The organism is Streptomyces sp. NPDC026538 (assembly GCF_055567535.1).
The window spans coordinates 243,029-259,770 of sequence record NZ_JBVHQG010000006.1 but is presented as its reverse complement, the minus strand read 5'-3'; the positions used below and the strand labels follow the sequence as shown (position 1 = coordinate 259,770).

The window sequence follows — 16,742 nt, the reverse complement described above, 5'->3', positions numbered from 1 at the left end:
GCTCTGACGACTCGTCCGCGTGCGGACCGCCCTGTGGCCGTCCGTCGACGTGCTCGTACCGCCGCCCATGGCCTTCTTCGCCCACGACGCGCAGCGCGCCGGGACCGGTTCATCCGGTTCTCCCGTCATCCCCGTTCAGGGCAGAACCCCCACCGGACTGCGTACCGTGTCCCGCCTGGCGGGCCGTCCGAGACGACCACGGCCACGGCGAGCAGCCACTGATGTCATCGGAATGCCCGCCTCGGGATTTCTCTTGATTTCGCTCGCTTCCGCCGGCTTCCCCGACCTCAATTCGGCCAGGGTGCGCCCATCACACGCTCGACCATCGTCGTGCTGCGGAAACCTGGAATGAAATGTTCCAGCACGTCCGCGTTGACGGTCCCGTACGTCGTGTCGGGACGATTCTTCAGTCCGTCGACGAACGCCTGCAGGAATCCCTTCTTGAATTGTCCGCGCGGATGGGCGGCGATGATCTCGTCCACCCGGCCGCCGTTCAGCCGCTCCAGTCCCCAGCCGACCGCGTCGGTCAGCACGCCGTAGTTCGTGGCAGCCGCCTCCGGGCCCATCCGGCCGGGGATCCCCGGGGTCGTGTGCAGTGCGATCGCCGTCCAGACGACCTCCGCGGCACTCTTCGAGAAGCCGCGGTCGAGCAGGAACCTGCGCGCGTGGTCGGCGCTGTCGAGCTCGAAGCGCTGCTCCACCTCGGAGAATGGGGTCGAAAGCCCCGTGTCGTGGAACATCGCGGATATGTAGAGCAGCTCCGGATCGGGCTGCAGACCGAGCGCGCGGGCCTGCAGAGAACCGAAGAGGAATACCCGACGGGAGTGGTGGAAGATCAGCGGGCTGGCCGTTTCGCGAAGAAACGCGGTGGCCTCCGTCGCAGCTGCCGTCTCGGGAATTTCCACTGCTGCGATGATGTCAGTCATGATGTTCGTGCTTTCGGTGTGACCGTGCGGAACGGGCTGTTCGCCTCATCTCCACGGTGCCGATCGCGCGGCCTCTGCCGCCACCTGGGCACGGCCATGAATCACTCGAATCCGGACACCTGGGGAACGGGACTGTGAACTCCGCACCGCATCGGGTCGCGATCCTCGTCTACGACGGGGTCGCACTGCTGGACGTCGCCGGCCCCGCGGAGGTCTTCGGCGAGGCGAACCGGCTGGGCGCCGACTACCGGATCGCCGTGCTGTCGGCGACCGGCGACGCCGTCACCTCCTCGACGGGCATCCGGATCGCCGTCGACGGTGGCCCCGCCTCCGAACCGGACCCCGACACCTTCGTGATGCCGGGCGGGGTCGTCTATCCCCGGACGCCCGTCACCCGCGACCTGACCGACGCCACCCGGGAACTGGCGGCCCGCTCCGGCCGGGTGGCGTCCGTCTGCTCAGGGGCGTTCGTCCTGGGCGCCACGGGCCTCCTGGACGGCAAGCGCGCGACCACCCACTGGAAGATCGCGCGCGAACTCGCCGAGCGCCACCCGAAGATCCGCGTCGAACCCGACGCCATCTACGTGCGCGACGGCACCACCTACACCTCGGCGGGCGTCACCGCCGGCATCGACCTGGCGCTGGCCCTCGTCGAGGAGGACCACGATGCCGACGTCAGCCGGGACGTGGCCCGCGCCCTGGTCGTCTATCTGCAACGCGCGGGCGGCCAGTCGCAGTTCTCCGCGCCGCTGCAGGGCCCACCGCCCCGGTCCCCGGCCCTGCGCACGGTCGTCGACCTGGTGACGGCGGATCCCGGAGGCAACCACTCGCTCGAAGAGCTCGCCGGACATCTCCACCTCAGCCCCCGCCATCTCACACGCCTGTTCCGGGAGGAGCTGTCCACCACACCGGCCCGGTACGTCGAGTCGATCCGCTTCGACATCGCCAAGTCCCTGCTCGACCAGGGGCACACCGCGACCCGGGCGGCCGCCCTGGCCGGGTTCCCGAGCTACGAAAGCCTCCGCCGCGTCTTCGCCCGGGAGCTCTCCATCGCCCCCGCCGCCTACCAGCGCCGCTTCAGCACCGCCCGCCGCACCCGGTGACTGCGATCCGGAGCGGTAGGAACTCCCGTGGCAGCAAGTACGACAACGCGCGAGCGACACCACCGGAGCGGTTCGCTTCCGTGCGAAGATCGCGATGTGAACGGCATACGATTTCGCCTCGCCACTGATGGTGACCTGGCTTCCATCGTTCGTCTGCGTGACGATGCTGCTCGATGGATGCTCGCTCAGGGGATCACCGGTCAGTGGCAGCCGGGTGAGCTGGACGAGGGCCACTTCCGCCAAGTCATGACGAGCGGAGAGGTCTGGGTCGCGGAAGCTGCCGACCGTCTGGTTGGGGCTTGGGAGCTGTGGTGGGCCGATGACGACGCCTGGGGGCCACAACCGCCTCTGGCCGGTTACGTCCACCGCCTCATGGTGGAACGGACCAATGCCCCACCGGGGACGGGGCAGTTGCTGCTTCAGGCCGCCGAGCGTCGGGTGGCCGCGGCAGGACGCGCGTGGGTGCGCCTGGACTGTCTCGCCGGAAACGCGCGCCTGAACTCGTACTACCTGAACGCCGGTTATCGGGTCGTCGGCCACAAGGCGGGCAAGCCCCAACCCGGTGGCATGCGCAAGTCGTTCACCCTTCTCGAAAAGGCCGTGTCCGCTCACGGCGTGCAGCCCTCACCCACCTCCAGGGTGACGATCGAGGACTGACGGAAGGTCACTGCTCGTCACACGACAGGTTGAGCCGGCGTTCACTGTCGACCAGCACCCGTCGTCATCGGATATCACCAGTTCAACAGCGCGGGTGGCACCCGCGGCCGGGGCCTCTAGCGGTGCGAGGCGCGCGACGGCGCTGCGCGCCTCCATACTCTGTGTCGGCAGGTTCGGGAAGGGCATGTCCATGCGGCACAGTTGTGGGATGACACGAGCAGTCAGGGGAGCAGCGGCCGTCGTCGTCGCGACGGTCCTGATCAGCGGTTGTTCGTCAGACGATCCCGCGCAGGCCAAGGAATGGCAACAGGACTACTGCGCCAAGCTGGGGTCCTGGCAGGATGCGGCGCACGCCGCGACAACCGACGAAGCGGACGGCGATACCGGTGAAGGGCAGAGTCAGCCGCCCGAGCTGGACAACACCGAGTCGGCAGGGCGTGCGGTCATCGAGGCCTCGAAAAGGCTGGACCGGGCAGGACTGGAACACGGTGGCACCCGCATCCTCGATGACACCGTCAACGCGGTCGGCGGCGACGTGGGGGCTGAGGGGCGAGCAGTGTCCTACTGCGACAGCGCAGGCTTCGAGACCTTGGTCAGCTGGGCCGGCTGACAGGTGAGCGCATAGACACCTCAGGCGGGTAAGGGCGTTCGCGGCGGAGGCGGGCGGACCGGAGCCCGTCTCCTGTCTTATCGCCGCGGAACACGTCGAGGTCGTGCGGGAATCCGTTCTGCGGTACTGGCGCGATGACAGGGCCCCTGGTCAGCGGTTCGCGCCGGGGGTGCGGCCGCCGGAGCCGCGGGCGAGCCAAGCGGCCCCCAGGGCAGGCGCTGACGGGTAGGCGACTCGTCCTACCAGCAGCGGCCGCCCGACGGCCCGGTCATCGCTGTCGTCGTCCACCGGTCGCAGGGGCCGGCGCGTCGCGCGGCACCCGTGGCCGGAGAGCTGCGCCCGCGGGCATTCCCCGCAATGGATGAATGCTCCATCTCTGGCACGCAAGATGGATGTTTTACCTGCTGGCGCAGATCACCGGCCCGGCCTTAGCGTCGGCACACCCTCCCAGGACGGCTCCCGCTCCCACCGCACACCCCTGCGGCGCAGGCGGGGCCGTTCTCCCCTCGCGCCATCACGCGCTCCATCGCCCGCGTCCGGGCCCAGGCACTTCGCTGGAGCACACCCTTGTCCGAGAATTCCCCCGCCACGTCGTCGCCGTCTCTCACCGAGGTGGAGACCTACGGCGTCGAGCGCATCCCCGACGCGGACCGCACCGCGTCGCCGCTCGACCTGTTCAGAGTCGCCTTCGGCGGTGCGAACACCTTCTCCACCTGCGTCCTCGGGGCCTTCCCGATTCTCTTCGGCCTCTCCTTCTGGCAAGGGCTCGCGGCCACTCTCCTCGGAGTCGTCGTCGGCGCGCTGATCCTGTGCCCGATGGCGGTGTTCGGCCCGGTCAACGGCACCAACAACGCCGTCGCCTCCTCTGCGCACCTGGGTGTGCACGGCCGGGTCGTCGGTTCGTTCCTGTCGCTGCTCACGGCTGTCGCGTTCTTCTCCATCTCGGTGTGGAGCTCCGGGGACGCCCTGGTCGGCGGCGCGCACCGGCTGTTCGGACTGGAGCAGAACAATCTGTCGTACGTGGTCGCGTACGGGCTCTTCGGCTGCCTGGTGCTCGCGGTGTGCGTGTACGGATTCCGGTTCATGCTGTTCGTCAACAAGATCGCGGTGACCTCGGCGACCCTGCTCTTCCTGCTCGGAGCGATCGCTTTCGCCGGTGATTTCGATCCCTCGTACGCCGGTGCCTTCACGGCCTCGGCCGACTCGGCGACACAGGCGCTGTTCTGGCCCTCCTTCATCGGCTCGGCGCTGATCGTGCTGTCGAACCCGGTGTCCTTCGGCGCGTTCCTCGGCGACTGGTCGCGCTACATCCCGGCGGACACGGTGCGGCGCAAGGTCGTCGGCGCCGCGTTCCTGTCCCAGATCGCGACCCTGCTGCCGTTCGTGTTCGGGCTCGCGACCGCGAGCATCATCGCGACCAAGGCACCGAAGTACGTCGACCCGGCGGCTCCGGACTTCGTGGGCGGTCTGCTGGCCATCTCACCGAGCTGGTTCTTCCTGCCGGTGTGTCTGCTCGCCCTGATCGGCGGTATGTCGACCGGTACGACGTCCTTGTACGGCACCGGGCTCGACTTCTCGTCGGTGTTCCCCAAGCTGTCGCGGGTCCAGGCGACGGTCCTGGTCGGAGTCCTGTCGATCGCGTTCATCTTCATCGGCCGGTTCGGCTTCAACCTGGTGCAGTCCATCTCGACGTTCGCCACGATGATCATCACCTGCACCACACCCTGGATGGTCGTGATGATGCTCGGGTTCTACACCCGGCGCGGCTGGTACGACCCGGACGCGCTCCAGGTCTTCAACCGCCGCCAGCGTGGCGGCCGCTACTGGTTCACGCACGGCTGGAACTGGCGTGGCATGACGGCCTGGTGGGTGGGCGCCGTGGTCGGTGTGCTGTTCACCGACATCCCCGGCCAGTTCGTCGGACCGCTGGGCGATCTCGTCAACGGCATCGACGTCAGCCTGCCGTTGTCGCTGGCCGTTGCCGCGGTGCTGTACCTGGCGCTGCTGCGGCTGTTCCCCGAGCCACGGGCGGTGTACGGGCCCGACGGCCCGCGGCTGGCCCGTACGGTCGATGTTCCGGTGCCGCCGATCACCGGCCCTGGTACGGAGAGCGAGGGCACGCCCTCCCTCGCCGTCGAAGGAAGTTGATGCGCTGATGGAGAGCTGGCTCGACCTGTCCGTGCCCGTGGTCACCGGGATGCCCGTCTACCCCGGTGACCCCGAGGTGGAGGTCTTCAGGGCGTTGCGGGTCGCCGAGCACGGGGTGAACGTCCTCTGGCTGCACATGGGGTCCCAGTCCGGAACGCATGTCGACGCGCCGTACCACGTGGACGAGGCGTGGCCCACGCTGGACGATCTGCCGCTGGAGCGGTTCGCGGGGCCGGCGGTGGTCGCCGATGTCCGCGGTCTGCCCGCGCGGGCACCGATCACTTCCGACCTGCTCACCTCCGCCCTGGACCTGCTGCGGCTGCGGCCCGGCTCGATCCTGTTGCTGGCCACCGGGTGGTCGCGGCACTGGGGAACCGAGGACTACCTCGCGCATCCCTGGCTCACGCCCGAGGCGGCGCAGGCCGTGGTCGCGGCGGACTGTCTCACCGTCGGGATCGACGCGCTGAGCGTCGATCCGACCGGTCCCGCGGATGTGCCCTCGCACCGGGTGCTGTGCGGAGCGGGCGGTGTGATCGCCGAGAACCTGACCGGGCTCGGACGCGTCGCGGACGCGCAGGCCGAGGGATGTCCCGTCGAGGTCTTCCTGTTTCCGATGCGCCTCGCGGGCGCCGACGGGGGCCCGGTCCGGGCGACGGCCCGCATCACGTCCCCGGCGCGCCAGGTGTAGATCACGGGTCTCCGGCATCGGCGGGCGGGGCGCCGGCCGGCCGCGTCGCCGACCTGTCCGCAGAACACGGCTAGGCCGAGTCGCGGACCACCAGCTCCGGGTCGAAGATGACCGACGTCGCATCGGTGCGGCCGCCGTGGATGTGCTCGTCGAGCAGGCGGGCCATCTCCGCCGCCATCTCCTCCACCGGCTGGCGGATCGTGGTCAGCCGGGGCCGGCAGGTCACGGCGATGCTGGAGTCGTCGAAGCCGACGACCGCGACGTCCTCGGGCACTCGGCGTCCGCGCTCCCGTACGACCTGGCAGGCGCCCTGCGCCATGAGGTCGTTGGCGGCGAACACGCCGTCCGTGTCGGGGTGGCGGGCCAGCAGGTCCGACATGGCCGCGAGACCGCTGTCCAGGGTGAACCCGCCCTCGGCGACCGGGACGTAGGGGTGGCCGTGGCGGGCGAGCGCGTCACGGAACCCGGCAAGGCGCTCCTGGCTCGCCGCCACGTCCAGGGGGCCGCAGACCGTGGCGGGCCGGCGACAGCCACGCGCGAGGAGGTGCTCCGCGGCGAGGCGCCCGCCGTCCCGGTGCGCCAGGTCCACGTAGCTGAGCGGGACCGGACGGGAGGGACGAGCGAAGAGCACCGCGGGAAGCCGGGCGTCGGCGAGAAGGGCGGGCAGCGGGTCGTCCGCGTGGGTGGAGACCACGAGAGCGCCGTCGGCACGGCCCTGTCGAAGGTAGGTCAGCACCTCCTCCCGAGCCTGGGTGGACTCGGCGAACATGAGGACAGGGTGCATCGAGCGGGGGCGCAGGAAGCCGACGATCCCGCTGACGACCCGTCCGAAGAAGGGGTCCGCGAAAACCGATGCGGCGAAGGCGTCCTGGCCGGCGTCGCTGGTGTCCCCGGCGCCGGACATCACCAGGGCGACGGTCTCGGCCCGCCGGATCACCAGGGAACGGGCGGCCCGGTTGGGCGCGTAACCCGTCCGCTCAATGGCCCCGCGGACCACTTCCTGAATCTCGGGATCCACGTTGCGGATGCCGTTGACGACCCGGGACACGGTCGCCCGGGAGACACCGGCCTCCCGGGCGACGTCCTCCAGAGTCGGGGCCCTTCTGCTCATGCAGGCACCCTAACGGACCTGCGAATCCGGAAATAGAGCGCTCTCCCGGAGCGGGGATCCGGGCCCGGATCCCGGACCGAGAGGCGGCCGATGAGCCCGTGCGCTCCGTCAGAGGTCCGTCCGTCAGGCGTAGACGCCGAACTCGTAGAGCGAGTAGCCCCAACCGGTGCCCCGCGCGGTGCCGTTGACGCGGACGTAGCGGCCGGTCCCGGTGACGTCGAAGTCGTCGATCCCGCCGTTGCCGTCGGACACGGTGTGCACGGTCTGCCAGTTCTGGCCGTCGTCGGAGGTCTGGATGGTGTAGGCCTTGGCGTACGAGGCCTCCCAGGACAGCTGGACGTGCCGGAACGTGGTGCGGGTGCCGAGGTCGACCTGGAGCCACTGGGGATCGCTCCAGTCACTGGCCCAGCGCGTGGCCTGATCGCCGTCGACCGCGTTGGCCGCGGTGCACGGGCAGTCGCCGTAACTCGCCTGGTAGGACGAGGCGGTGGCGGGCCTGCCCCGTGCCACATCGGTGCCGGACGGAATCGGCGGGACGACGCGGATCGAGCGGGTCTCGACGCCGACGTTGCCCCGGCCGTCCGTCGCCTTGACGTAGACCTTCCAGACGCCGGGGCGGTCGGGTGCGGAGATCCTGAGGCGGCCGCCGCCGAGGTCGGTGGAGGGCAGCGAGGCCAGGTTCTTGCTCTGGTCGATGTAGTTGCTGTTGTCGAGGACCTCGTAGGAGATCCGGTCGCCGTCGGGGTCGGTGGCCTTCACGGCCAGGACGAGGTCACGTCCGGCCTGCACCTGGCCCGCGCCGCCCTCCACGGTCAGGTCGGAGATGACGGGCGGGGTGTTGTCGTGGCTGGTGTCGCCGCCGTAGGCCCTCTTCACGGCGTAGTACGACAGGCGCTTCTGGCCGGCGGGGAGCAGGTTGAACCAGATGCCGCCGAAGTCGTACTCGGTGCCGTAGTGGAACATCGTGGCGCCGAGCGCGACCCCCTTGTGCCCGGTGACGCACCCCCAGGCCCGTGCGTAACCGTCGGCCTTGGCCTGGTCGGAGGGCTCCGAGGGGACGCCGTTGGCGTCGTCGGGGACCTCCCACTCGCCGGCCGGCCCGGTCTCGGTGACGATGTAGGGCTTGGTGTAACCCCCTTGCTGCCAGGCGGACTTGATGCCGCATACCGCGTTGTAGGAGTTCACGGCGTACAAGTCGAGGTCCGGCGCGCTCTTCTTGAAGTAGGGCCAGGCGCCGACCCAGGCGTCGGTGGACGTGACCGGGTGGTTGGGGTCGACGGCGTGGATCTTCCTGGTGATGTCGTTGACGAGGGTGGTGTAGGCGTCGCGCTGTCTCTCCAGTTCGTCGCCGCTGTAGCAGTTCTGCAGCCCGAGGACCGACTCGTTGCCGACGTCCCACATGAGCACGCCGGGGTCGTCCTTGTAGGTCTGGGCCCACTTGGGGAACTCGTCGAGCACTTGGTTCTTGTAGGCGGTGTCGGTCAGGTAGTTGACGCAGCCGCCGCTGCCGGGTCCGCCGCCCGGTTGCAGCCAGAAGCCCGCGACGACCTTGATGCCGTGGGCGGCCGCGGAGTCGAACAGCGGCTTGCTGGTGGCGTCGGTGCCCCAGGTGCGGATCGTGTTGACGCCCATGGACTGGAGGTCCGGCAGGTACTTCTCGGCGTCCGCGACGCTCGGGCCCCAGGTCAGGCCCTTGATCTGGTACGGCCGCCCGTCCACGGTCAGCTGCCAGGCGCCCTGGCTGCCGGTGACCTTGACGACGCTGCCCGCGGCGTGGGCCTGGGCGGCGGGCAGCGCGGCGAGGAATCCGGCGGTCAGCACGCCGGCGGTGAGGGGTGCCGCGATGCGGCGGGTGCGGGTGCGGGTGGGGGTGGGGGTGCGGGGTCGTGGGGTCATGCGCGAACTCCTCAAGGCAGTCGGTAGTGCTCGTCGAGCGCGGCGCCGGCCTCCGGGTGGGTCTCGTCGTAGCCGCGTGCGTCGCACTGGAGCCCGCCGACGACGCAGTGGTCGACCAGGGCCTTGAGCGTGGGGGCGTCCCAGGCGTTGAAGAAGTCGTAGTGGAAGCTGTGACCCGTTCCGCTGGCCAGCCGCACCTTCGACATGTCGCCGTTGACCGGGAAGGCCATCTTGAACTCGATCATCGGCAGCGCCACCGGGTGGTCGGCCGGGCACATGTTGTCGTTCGTGCCGGGTTTGACCACGGGGTAGGCCATGTGGCTCTTGTGGTCGGGGGTGTCGAGGTACTTGCCGTCCCAGCAACTGGGCGCCTGGAACCGGATGTTGAGCTGGACGTCCGCGCGGTCGGGGCAGGTCGCGGGGAACTCGGTGTTGAAGTAGCTGTCACCGCACTCCCAGCCCTCGACGAAGCCGGGGTGGTGCCGGAACTCGTCGGCGCTCTGCATGGGGCTGCCGACGACGAAGCGCAGGCCCTTGGGGAAGGGGCGGACGCTGGTGTAGTCGGTGACGCCGGCCTTGTAGTAGATGACCTGCGGGCCGACGGGCAGGATCTGCTGGTCGCCGTTGTAGAGGGTGGGCATCCAGTAGCCGGACAGGTCGCCGGGGGCCTTGCACGTGGTGCCGCCGGCCGACAGTGAGGCGGTCGTGCTGTTGGCGTCGGTCGTCGTGTTGCCCATGAAGGTGTGGTCGTGGGACTTGCCCGGCTGCTGTGGGTAGACGATGGGGTCGTCCGGCCTGGTGTGGGTGACCGAGCAGTTGGCCTGGAACTCGTGGAAGTAGCGGTGCGGCGGGTCCTGGGTGGACGGCGTCACGCCGCTGACGGGCGGGTTCGCGGGGATGTAGCCGTCGCCGTCCGGATCCTCCGGGGAGTTGGCCGTGGACGCGGCCATCGCATGACCGGAGTGGGCGGCCGCGAACGACTGCGCGGCGGCGCTGTGCGGTGCGGGCGGCCCGGCGCTGACGGCGATGCCGCCGAGGCCGAGCGAGGTCAGCAGGAGCGCGCCGGTGATCAGCGTGGCTGACAGGCCTTTCGATCTCCGTGGCATGGAGACCTCCTCCTGAACGGTGGGGGTGTCAGAGGTCGTCGCCGGGAGTCCCCGTGACGTGGCGTCAGGCGAGCTGACGTGGGGGCGCCGGGAGACGTTCGGGAGAGCGCTCTCCCGCCGAGGAGTGTTGAGGGCATGTCATCAAGGTGTCAAGGGATCCGGCAGAAGAGGACCCGGAAAGATTCCAGCTTCAGAAGGCTTGCCGAGGTCAGAAACTCATTAGTTAAATCAAGACATGAACTAAGCGCTGGCGCAGTGCCCTTGGAGCACCCCGCCGTGGCGCCCTACAGGCTCCCCTCCCGCATCCGCAGAGACCTCCATGAGACTCAGATCCCTGGGCGACGCCCTCGCCGGCAAGCGACGATGCCCGCCCCTTCCCGTTCCCCGGCCGACCACTTGCCGTCGACCGGTTCGGAGGCCGCCTTGAGGGGCGGCCGCGATCAGCCGCCCACACCGGCTGCGCGACTTCCACCGCAAAGGCGCAGTTCATCGGGAATGATGCCGCCCGGGTTGAGTACCGGGCACCGGTGGAGCTGAGTAGATGCGCTCACGCCCCGGCCCCCGCTGGCCCTCGAGGATGAAGATCTCATCATCGGGACCGGGAGACCTCATGCTCAGCCGCCTTGCCGACGTCCTGCTGCCGGCCGTCGGCCGACTCACCGTGACCGCCGACACCGGTGCCGCCTTCGCGCCCGGCAGCATCATCGTCGTCAACCACACCTCCCTCGCCGATCCGGCCGTCGTTCTCGCCGCGCTGCACAGCCTGGGCGCCGAGCCGGCCGTCATGGCGGCCGCGGGCCTGTGGCGCATCCCCTTGCTGGGGCGCGCGCTCGCCCGCGAAGGCCACATCCCGGTACACCGCAACGCCCGCCGTGCTGATCGCTGCCTCGACCTCTCCGCGGCCGCCCTGGGTGAAGGACGCATGGTCCTCATCTACGGCGAAGGCAGACTCCCGCTCCGTACCGACGCCGCCGAAGCCGCGCCCGCCGCCTTCCGCAGCGGCCTGGCGCGGCTGGCCGAACGCACCGGCGCCCCCGTGGTACCCGTCGGCCAGGCAGGAGCCCGGCGGATCACCTCGGGCAGGACCGGCAAGCAGATCGCCGGGCTGCTCACCGCACCCCTGCGCCGCCCGTCTCTGCACGTCCACGTCGGGTCACCGATCACACTGACCGGTGACCGGGCAGCGTGTACCGCACAGGCCCACGGCGCGGTGACGGCCGCATGGCGGACGGCGGCCGGACACCTCGACGAGCCCGCCGCACCGGCAGCCCGTCGAAGCCGACCGGCAAGGCGCTGACGCGTTCCGTACGACGGTTCCACCGCGCGCACGGTCGCGACCTGCTCAGCACCGATCGGCCGGCCCGACAGCGTTCCGTGGTGCGACCAGAGATTCCCCTGCGAGCCCTTGGAGGGCCGCTCGTCCCCTGTGCGAGACGAACTGGTCGCGCGACCGCACGTGTTCACCCTGAGCCGTGTTCGTCGCCGACTCCGCAACCAGGTTCGGGTCGAGGCGGCCACCGCAGCAACCAAAACCGGTCGCGCAGGCAGTCCTCGCCCACCAGGATGACGACCATGCAGAGCATCGAATTCCTGCACTACCCACGCTCCGAAGACTCCTCCCTCCTTCTGTGGGGCTTCCGGATCGACGGCACGGATCTGCGCGTTCACGTCGCCGACGCCACCCGCGCCCCATGGAGCCGGGAGCACGACGAGGAGACTCCGTCGCAGCAGGAACGCTTTCTGCTGTCTCAGCACGACGGCCTTCCTGTCCCGGAGATCGACGACCGCGTGCGCCATTTTCTCGGGGATCCGGCCCCTGAGTTCACCCACGCAGCCGGTGCCACCCCGGTCCTTGGCTGCTCCTGCGGCATCTGGGGCTGCTGGCCCCTACTGGCACACATCACCACTACTTTGACGACGGTCACCTGGTCATCGTTCCGACAGCCCTTCCGCAAGGAGTGGGGCGAACTTTCCATGGGGCCCTACGTTTTCGCCCGCGACCGCTACGAGGACGCACTCGCGGAACCAGTCCGTCTGGTCAAGGACCCGCTGGAAGGCCTGCACGAGGAGACGGACCCGTGAGCGCGGCAGCTCACGCGTTGCCAGGGTGAGCGGTTCGCGCGACCGCAGACGAGACACGACGTGGCTGGGCGGGGCATCCGGGGACCGAGCGGAGCGAACGGTGCGGATCGGTGCCGGCGGGTGTATGAGCCTGCCGACGCGCATCGCGAAAGGTTCTCGTAGCCGCCGCTTCGATTCGCTGTGCTTCCGGACCGGCAGCCATCCGGCGCCGATCGCGGCGCACCAGCGTGATCACCGCGGCGGCCACGATGGACACGAGCGCTATCGCGGTTATCACCGGGTTAACCATCGTCAACAGGGAGCGTTTGCCTCGGGAAGGGGACCGTACCTCCAGGGCAGGCGAACGGGCCGATCCGGTTCTAACATCGGACAGATACCGCTCCGGACGGGGAAGCGTTCCCCCTGGGCTGGATCGAAGAACTGAGGCGCTATGAAGTACGTCGAGAGCACGGCGCGCCCCGGACAGGCAGCTTCCGGCATTCCCGATGTGGACGTCACTCTGCACGTCAACGGCGATGTCTATCGCCTGCGGATCGATTCCCGGGTGACACTCCTCGACGCGCTGCGCGACCACCTCGGTCTCACAGGCGCCAAGAAGGGCTGTGACCAGGGTGCCTGCGGCGCCTGCACCATCCTCGTCGAGGGAAAGCGCATCGTCGCCTGCCTGGCGCTGGCCGCCCAGTACGACGGGCAGGAGATCACCACCATCGAGGGGCTGTCCGACAACGACGAGCCGCACCCGATGCAGAGGGCGTTCGCGCGGCACGACGCCTTCCAGTGCGGCTACTGCACCCCCGGGCAGATCATGTCCGCCGTCTCCTTGATGGCCGAGGGCCGGGCCCGCAGCGAGGAGGACGTGTGTGAGTTCATGAGCGGCAACATCTGCCGCTGCGGGGCGTATCCCAACATTCGCGCGGCGATCCGCGAGGTCGCGTCGGAGGGAACCGATGCACCCCTTTGAGTACGTGCGCGCCTCCGCCGCCGACGAAGCGGTCGCGACCGTGTCCCGCGACCGGCACGCGTCGTACCTCGCCGGCGGGACGACCCAGCTGGACCTGATGAAGGACGGCGTCCTGCGTCCCGAGCGCCTGGTCGACATCACGAGGCTGCCGCTCCGCGGAATCATGCACACGGCCACGTCGGTGCACGTCGGGGCGCTGACCACGATGGAGGAGCTCGCCGCGGACCCGGCCCTGAACGAACGGCTCCCGTTCGTCCGGGAGGCCCTGCTGCTCGGCGCGTCGACGCAGCTGAGGAACATGGCCACCATCGGCGGCAACCTGCTCCAGCGCGCCCGGTGCCGCTACTTCAGGGATCCGGCGGTCGCCGCGTGCAACAAGCGGAACCCGGGATCGGGGTGCGCCGCGATCACCGGCGCCCAGCGCATGCACGCGATCCTCGGCACCAGCGCGCACTGCATCGCCCTGCACGCCTCGGACGTCGCCGTCCCGCTGGTGGCACTCGACGCGGTGGTCCGGATACAGGGCGAGGACGGCCCACGCTCCGTCCCGCTGACACAGTTCTACCTACCGCCCGGGACCACACCCGACGTCGAGAACATGCTGAGGCACGGCGAACTGATCACCGAGGTCGATATCCCCCTGCTTCCCGAAGGGACCCGGTCGCACTATTTGAAGGTGCGCGACCGCGTCTCCTACGAGTTCGCCCTCACGTCCGCGGGCGTGGCCGTACAACTCGACGGCGACATGATCACCGAAGCCCGGATCGCGCTGGGCGGTGTGGGCACGATCCCCTGGCGGGCCTGGGGCGCGGAGAGCGTGCTGCGCGGCTGCCGCGTGAACGGCGAGAACTTCAGGAGGGCCGCGGAGGCCGCCCTGGAGGGCGCCAGGACCCTGCCGGGAACCGCGTTCAAGGTCGAGCTGGCCAAACGCACACTGGTCCGCGCCCTCGAAACCGTCACGGGAGGCCACCCATGACGACCCTCGCCACACCCACCTCCGTCGGAGCGGGCCTCGACCGGGTGGACGCCCCCTTGAAGACGACCGGGACGGCGCACTACCCCAACGACTTCAGCTACCCGGGCCTGGTGCACGCCGTCCTGGTGGGCAGCACGATCGCGGCCGGACGTATCCGCGGCATCGACGCCTCCGCCGCACAGGCGGCCCCGGGCGTCATCACCGTCATCACGCACCTGACGGCGCCACGGCTGGAACGCGGGCCCATGACACTGCTCGGGCAGTCCCCGCCGGCCCCACTGCAGGACGACCGGATCCTGCACTACGGGCAGCACATCGCCGTCGTCGTCGCGGACAGCCCGGAGCGGGCCCGGTACGCCGCCTCCCTCGTGCGCGTGACGTACGAACCCGCCGATCCGCTCCTCGACGTACGGGACCCGCGGGCGGAGGTCGTCGAGAACCCGTGGGGGCGGGACACCCGGCGCGGAGACGTGGCCGCGGGCTTCGACCGGGCCGACGTGGTGCTCGAGGGGGAGTACAGCACCCCGGACAACACCAACAACCCGCTCGGGCTCATGACCACGATCGCCTCGTGGCACGGCGACTCGGTCACCATCCACGACTCCACCCAGTGGCCCCACAACGTCCGCACCTCGATCGCCCGGATCTTCGGCATCCCCGAGAGCGGGATCCGGGTCCTCGCGCCCTTCGTGGGCGGCGGCTTCGGCGCCGGGCTGCGGGTGTGGTCGCACACCGTGCTGACCGTCCTGGCGGCACGCGAGGTGAAGCACCCGGTCAAACTGGTGCTGACGCGCCCGCAGATGTTCACCTCGGTCGGCCACCGCCCCAACAGCGTCCAGCACGTCAGGATCGGCGCCACCTCGTCCGGTGACCTGGTCGCCATCGAGCACCACGGCCTCTCCTCGGTGGCGATGGAGGACGACGACTACGAGCCGGTCTCCCTGTGCTCGGCGGTGTCCTACGCCTGCCCGAACGTCGTGACACGCGACCGCCAGGCCAGGCTCAACATCCCGTGCCCGGGATCCATGCGCGCGCCCGCGGAGGCACAGGGGAACTTCGCCCTCGAATCCGCGATCGACGAACTGGCCCACACCCTCGGCATGGACCCGCTCGAACTGCGCCTGCGCAACTTCGCCGATACCCACCCCGTGCTCGGCCTGCCGTGGTCGAGCAACGCCCTGCGGGAGTGCTACACCGAGGGCGCCGAGAGGTTCGGCTGGTCCCGTCGCCTGCCGGGTATCGGCTCGATGCGCGACGGCCGGTGGCTGGTCGGCTACGGCATGGCGAGTGTGTCGTACCCCTTCTACCAGGTGCCCTGCCAGGCGCGGGCATCGCTGCGCCGCGACGGATCGGCCTATGTGCGCAGCGCCGCCACGGACATCGGCACCGGCACGTACACGGTCATGACACAGCTGGCGGCCGAACTCCTGGGCCTGGACATCGGGAAGGTCCGCTTCGACCTCGGCGACTCCGACATGCCCTACGCCCCGCAGGCCGGCGGGTCCGGGCTGACCGGGGCCCTGGCGAACGCCGTTCACACGGCTTGCCGCAACCTCGTCGGGGAGTTCCTCGACGTGGTGCGGGACGACGACGCCTCCCCGTTGCGAGGCGCGGAGCCGGACGGCGTGCAGGTGACCGACGGCCGCCTGCACCTCGTCGACGATCCCGGCGCCGGTGAGGCCTATGCCGACATCCTCGCACGTCACGGCCTGGAGGAACTCAGTGCGGACGGCCGCAGCACACCGCCCGACGCCCAGCGGCTCGGCATGGCCACCGCCGGCGCGTTCGGCGCCAAGTTCGTCGAGGTGCGCATCGACCCGCAACTCGGGCTGTTGCGCGTCGCGCGTGTGGTGTCGGCGATCGACGGCGGCCGCATTCTCAACGAGAAGACCGCCACCAGCCAGATCGTCGGCGGCACCGTCGGAGGCATCAGCCAGGCGATCTTCGAGGAGACCGTCACCGACGCAGGGACGGGACGCATCGCCAACGCGACGTTCGGCGACTACCTGGTGCCGGTGAACGCGGACATCCCTGACATGGAGGTCATCTTCTGCGGGGGGTCCGACCGGGCGAGCGAGGTCGGCACCAAGGGCATCGGCGAGGTCGGTCTGGTCGGGCTCGCCGCGGCCATCGGCAATGCCGTGCACCACGCGACGGGCCGCCGTCTGAGGTCGCTTCCGTTCACCATCGACCAGCTGATGCTGTGAGCCAGCAGGCGGCGGGGGTCGTGGAGGCCGCGGAGGTTGTGGAGGCCGCGGAGGTCAGCCGGTCGGCCGGTCGGTGGTCCGGGAGCCGGAGCGCTTCGTGCTCCAGTGGGCGAGCGGCATGAGGGCGGCCACCAGGGTTTCGCCGTCCGGCGCCGGCCGGTACCGGATCTGCAACTTCCACCTGCTCGCGCTGATCAACGGCTGGCCGACACCTGAACGCCTCGCCCCGCTGATCGACTGGTCCGTCACGGCTTTGCGGGTACGGGCAGCC

At 69.9% G+C, this 16,742-nt stretch carries 15 protein-coding genes; 10 read left to right on the top strand and 5 right to left on the bottom strand.

Annotated elements, in window-relative coordinates; genetic code table 11:
• Window positions 1-287: 287 nt before the first annotated feature.
• On the bottom strand, window positions 288-926 hold the full coding sequence (locus ACZ4N4_RS25010; RefSeq protein WP_467592241.1) for an HD domain-containing protein: 639 nt from the start codon (window positions 924-926) through the stop codon (window positions 288-290).
• A gap of 134 nt (window positions 927-1,060) precedes the next feature.
• Here ACZ4N4_RS25010 and ACZ4N4_RS25005 point away from each other — a divergent pair, with 134 nt between their 5' ends.
• The 5 genes from ACZ4N4_RS25005 to ACZ4N4_RS24985 all read left to right on the top strand — a co-directional run bounded on the left by ACZ4N4_RS25005 (window position 1,061) and on the right by ACZ4N4_RS24985 (window position 6,132).
• Window positions 1,061-2,029, top strand: a complete 969-nt coding sequence (locus ACZ4N4_RS25005; RefSeq protein WP_467592239.1) for a GlxA family transcriptional regulator — start codon at window positions 1,061-1,063, stop codon at window positions 2,027-2,029.
• A gap of 96 nt (window positions 2,030-2,125) precedes the next feature.
• Window positions 2,126-2,686 (top strand): GNAT family N-acetyltransferase, encoded by a 561-nt coding sequence (locus ACZ4N4_RS25000; RefSeq protein ID WP_467592237.1) that lies wholly within the window; start codon window positions 2,126-2,128, stop codon window positions 2,684-2,686.
• 208 nt (window positions 2,687-2,894) lie between these two features.
• Window positions 2,895-3,296 carry a hypothetical protein gene (locus ACZ4N4_RS24995; protein WP_467592235.1) on the top strand — a complete coding sequence of 134 codons (402 nt, stop codon included), beginning with the start codon at window positions 2,895-2,897 and terminating at the stop codon, window positions 3,294-3,296.
• 567 nt (window positions 3,297-3,863) lie between these two features.
• Window positions 3,864-5,444 (top strand): purine-cytosine permease family protein, encoded by a 1,581-nt coding sequence (locus tag ACZ4N4_RS24990; protein WP_467592233.1) that lies wholly within the window; start codon window positions 3,864-3,866, stop codon window positions 5,442-5,444.
• A 7-nt stretch (window positions 5,445-5,451) separates the two neighbouring features.
• A complete protein-coding gene (locus tag ACZ4N4_RS24985) occupies window positions 5,452-6,132 on the top strand; it encodes a cyclase family protein (protein ID WP_467592231.1) in 681 nt (226 codons plus the stop codon).
• 70 nt (window positions 6,133-6,202) lie between these two features.
• Here ACZ4N4_RS24985 and ACZ4N4_RS24980 read toward each other — a convergent pair whose 3' ends face one another.
• The 3 genes from ACZ4N4_RS24980 to ACZ4N4_RS24970 all read right to left on the bottom strand — a co-directional run bounded on the left by ACZ4N4_RS24980 (window position 6,203) and on the right by ACZ4N4_RS24970 (window position 10,245).
• Window positions 6,203-7,243: a LacI family DNA-binding transcriptional regulator gene (locus ACZ4N4_RS24980; RefSeq protein ID WP_467592229.1), complete on the bottom strand. Its 1,041-nt coding sequence runs from the start codon at window positions 7,241-7,243 to the stop codon at window positions 6,203-6,205.
• A gap of 123 nt (window positions 7,244-7,366) precedes the next feature.
• On the bottom strand, window positions 7,367-9,139 hold the full coding sequence (locus ACZ4N4_RS24975) for a discoidin domain-containing protein (RefSeq protein WP_467592227.1): 1,773 nt from the start codon (window positions 9,137-9,139) through the stop codon (window positions 7,367-7,369).
• An 11-nt stretch (window positions 9,140-9,150) separates the two neighbouring features.
• Window positions 9,151-10,245, bottom strand: coding sequence for a DUF1996 domain-containing protein (locus ACZ4N4_RS24970; protein ID WP_467592223.1), 1,095 nt, complete (start codon window positions 10,243-10,245; stop codon window positions 9,151-9,153).
• 610 nt (window positions 10,246-10,855) lie between these two features.
• On the opposite strand from ACZ4N4_RS24970, the gene ACZ4N4_RS24965 reads away from it, so the two are divergent.
• From ACZ4N4_RS24965 to ACZ4N4_RS24945, 5 genes are all read left to right on the top strand, one after another.
• Window positions 10,856-11,542 (top strand): lysophospholipid acyltransferase family protein, encoded by a 687-nt coding sequence (locus tag ACZ4N4_RS24965; protein WP_467592221.1) that lies wholly within the window; start codon window positions 10,856-10,858, stop codon window positions 11,540-11,542.
• A 266-nt stretch (window positions 11,543-11,808) separates the two neighbouring features.
• Entirely contained in the window at window positions 11,809-12,327 is a 519-nt protein-coding gene (locus tag ACZ4N4_RS24960) for a hypothetical protein (RefSeq protein ID WP_467592219.1), read from the top strand.
• Between the two features lie 430 nt (window positions 12,328-12,757).
• Window positions 12,758-13,288 carry a (2Fe-2S)-binding protein gene (locus ACZ4N4_RS24955; RefSeq protein ID WP_467592217.1) on the top strand — a complete coding sequence of 177 codons (531 nt, stop codon included), beginning with the start codon at window positions 12,758-12,760 and terminating at the stop codon, window positions 13,286-13,288.
• Window positions 13,275-14,264, top strand: coding sequence for an FAD binding domain-containing protein (locus tag ACZ4N4_RS24950; protein ID WP_467592215.1), 990 nt, complete (start codon window positions 13,275-13,277; stop codon window positions 14,262-14,264). The genes ACZ4N4_RS24955 and ACZ4N4_RS24950 overlap by 14 nt, the downstream gene beginning before the upstream one ends.
• On the top strand, window positions 14,261-16,471 hold the full coding sequence (locus ACZ4N4_RS24945; protein WP_467592213.1) for a xanthine dehydrogenase family protein molybdopterin-binding subunit: 2,211 nt from the start codon (window positions 14,261-14,263) through the stop codon (window positions 16,469-16,471). The genes ACZ4N4_RS24950 and ACZ4N4_RS24945 overlap by 4 nt, the downstream gene beginning before the upstream one ends.
• A 54-nt stretch (window positions 16,472-16,525) precedes the next feature.
• On the opposite strand, the gene ACZ4N4_RS24940 is transcribed toward ACZ4N4_RS24945, so the two are convergent.
• Entirely contained in the window at window positions 16,526-16,720 is a 195-nt protein-coding gene (locus ACZ4N4_RS24940; protein WP_467592211.1) for a hypothetical protein, read from the bottom strand.
• Window positions 16,721-16,742: the final 22 nt, after the last annotated feature.

What these genes read in the sequence shown, in the direction of transcription:
- ACZ4N4_RS25010 (WP_467592241.1), bottom strand. Translation starts at nt 926, where the DNA reads ATGACTGACATCATCGCAGCAGTGGAAATTCCCGAGACGGCAGCTGCG.
- ACZ4N4_RS24995 (WP_467592235.1), top strand. Translation starts at nt 2,895, where the DNA reads ATGACACGAGCAGTCAGGGGAGCAGCGGCCGTCGTCGTCGCGACGGTC.
- ACZ4N4_RS24985 (WP_467592231.1), top strand. Translation starts at nt 5,452, where the DNA reads ATGGAGAGCTGGCTCGACCTGTCCGTGCCCGTGGTCACCGGGATGCCC.
- ACZ4N4_RS24980 (WP_467592229.1), bottom strand. Translation starts at nt 7,243, where the DNA reads ATGAGCAGAAGGGCCCCGACTCTGGAGGACGTCGCCCGGGAGGCCGGT.
- ACZ4N4_RS24975 (WP_467592227.1), bottom strand. Translation starts at nt 9,139, where the DNA reads ATGACCCCACGACCCCGCACCCCCACCCCCACCCGCACCCGCACCCGC.
- ACZ4N4_RS24970 (WP_467592223.1), bottom strand. Translation starts at nt 10,245, where the DNA reads ATGCCACGGAGATCGAAAGGCCTGTCAGCCACGCTGATCACCGGCGCG.
- ACZ4N4_RS24965 (WP_467592221.1), top strand. Translation starts at nt 10,856, where the DNA reads ATGCTCAGCCGCCTTGCCGACGTCCTGCTGCCGGCCGTCGGCCGACTC.
- ACZ4N4_RS24960 (WP_467592219.1), top strand. Translation starts at nt 11,809, where the DNA reads ATGACGACCATGCAGAGCATCGAATTCCTGCACTACCCACGCTCCGAA.
- ACZ4N4_RS24955 (WP_467592217.1), top strand. Translation starts at nt 12,758, where the DNA reads ATGAAGTACGTCGAGAGCACGGCGCGCCCCGGACAGGCAGCTTCCGGC.
- ACZ4N4_RS24950 (WP_467592215.1), top strand. Translation starts at nt 13,275, where the DNA reads ATGCACCCCTTTGAGTACGTGCGCGCCTCCGCCGCCGACGAAGCGGTC.
- ACZ4N4_RS24945 (WP_467592213.1), top strand. Translation starts at nt 14,261, where the DNA reads ATGACGACCCTCGCCACACCCACCTCCGTCGGAGCGGGCCTCGACCGG.